The organism is Rhizomicrobium sp., assembly GCF_056722145.1.
In genome coordinates this window covers 1-2,237 of the sequence record NZ_JBWZET010000250.1, presented here as the reverse complement: position 1 = coordinate 2,237, position 2,237 = coordinate 1, and the positions used below count along the sequence as shown (strand labels likewise).

Below are 2,237 nucleotides of genomic sequence, written 5' to 3'. Positions count from 1 at the left end.
CCTCATCGGTTACGGCGCCAGCGCCATCAACCCCTACCTCGCCATCGAGACGGTTCACGATCTCAAGCGCCGCGGCCTGCTGCCCGCCGACGTCTCCGCTGAATACGCCGAGAAAAACTTCATCAAGGCCGTCAACAAGGGCCTGCTCAAGACCTTTTCAAAGATGGGCATCAGCACGCTGCAAAGCTATCGCGGCGCACAGGTCTTTGAAGCCGTCGGCCTCAATCAGGCTCTGGTGAATACTTACTTCCCCGGCACTGCATCGCGCATTGAGGGCGTCGGGCTCGATGTGCTGGCGCGCGAGGCGCAGATGAAGCATGCCTTCGCCTTCCAGCCGCTGACTGAATCTGAAACGGAGCTGGTCGTCGGCGGCCACTATCAGTTCCGTCAGGGCGGCGAGTATCACCTGCTCAATCCCGAGACCATCAGCAAGCTGCAGCATGCCGTGCGGCAGAACAATCCCGCGACCTTCCAGGAGTACACCGATCTGCTGGACGATCAGAACCGCCATCTCTGCACGCTGCGCGGACTGCTTCAGCTCAAGTACGACGATCAGCCGATTCCGATCGAAGAGGTCGAGCCGGCAAAGGAGATCGTCAAGCGCTTCACGACCGGCGCAATGAGCTTCGGCTCGATCAGTAAAGAGGCGCACGAGACGCTCGCCATCGCAATGAACCGGCTCGGCGGCATGTCGAACACCGGCGAGGGCGGCGAAGAAGAAGAGCGCTTCAAGCGCGACCCCAATGGCGACTCGCGCCGCTCGGCCGTTAAGCAGGTTGCGAGCGGACGCTTCGGCGTGACGACCAACTACCTCGTCAACGCCGATGAACTGCAGATCAAGATGGCGCAGGGCGCAAAGCCCGGCGAGGGCGGCCAGTTGCCCGGCCACAAGGTCGATGAGATCATTGCGCGGACACGCCATTCGATCCCCGGCGTCGGCCTCATCTCACCGCCGCCGCACCATGACATTTACTCGATCGAAGATCTGGCGCAGTTGATCTACGACCTCAAGAACGTCAACCCGCAGGCCCGCATTGCAGTCAAGCTGGTCTCAGAGGTCGGCGTGGGAACGGTCGCGGCAGGCGTCTCAAAGGCGCACGCCGATGTGGTGCTCATCTCCGGCGACAACGGCGGCACCGGCGCTTCGCCGCTCAGCTCCATCAAGCACGCGGGGTTGCCATGGGAGCTAGGCCTCGCCGAGACACAGCAGGTTCTGCTGCTCAACGATCTGCGCGGACGCATAAAAGTGCAGACCGACGGCAAGCTCCAGACCGGCCGCGACGTCGTGATCGCGGCGCTGCTCGGCGCTGAGGAGTTCGGCTTTGCCACCATGCCGCTGATCACGATGGGCTGCATCATGATGCGCAAGTGCCACCTGAACACCTGCTCGGTGGGCATCGCCACGCAGGATCCCGTTTTGCGCGCGCGCTTCCAGGGCCAGCCCGAACACGTCGTCAACTTCTTCTTCTTTATCGCCGAACAGGTCCGCCAGCATATGGCAAAGCTGGGCTTCCGCACCGTCGATGAGATGGTGGGCCGCGTTGACAAGATCGACGCCGCTATCGCCGACGCCCACTGGAAGGCCAAGGGCATCGACCTCGCCTCGATCCTTTATGAGCCGGAGTTGCCCTCGCGCGTCGCGCGCCGCAAAATCCAGCCGCAGGATCACGGCCTCGACAAGGCCCTCGATCACAAGCTGATCGAAACTGCCGCGCCGGCCCTCGAATCAAAGACTCCCGTGAATGCCAGCTTCGCCATTCGCAACGTGCACCGCACTGTCGGCGCGATGCTGGGCGGCGAGATTGCACGCCGCTACGGCTCGGCGGGATTGCCTGAAGGTACCATTCACTTCAAGTTCGCCGGATCGGCGGGCCAAAGCTTCGGCGCATTCGTGCCTAACGGCGTCACACTCGAACTCGAAGGCGACTCCAACGATTATCTGGGCAAGGGCCTCTCCGGTGGGCGCATCATCGCTTATCCGCCGAAGACCTCGAGCTTCCTGCCTGAAGAGAGCATTCTGGTCGGCAACGTCGTGCTCTACGGCGCGACCAGCGGCGAGGTCTTCCTCAACGGCATCGCCGGCGAGCGCTTCGCTGTTCGCAACTCGGGCGCGATCGCGGTGGTCGAGGGCGTGGGCGACCACGGCTGCGAATACATGACCAACGGCACCGTGGTCGTGATCGGCAAGACAGGCCGCAACTTTGCGGCCGGCATGAGCGGCGGACGCGCCTTTGTCT

The 2,237-nt window shown here is 62.9% G+C and carries 1 protein-coding gene; it reads left to right on the top strand.

Translation table 11 applies throughout. The annotated features are described in order from the left end of the window. Window positions 1-2,237, top strand: a 2,237-nt coding sequence (locus AC1P6P_RS13415; RefSeq protein WP_481402951.1) for a glutamate synthase-related protein, incomplete at both ends; no start/stop codon positions are given.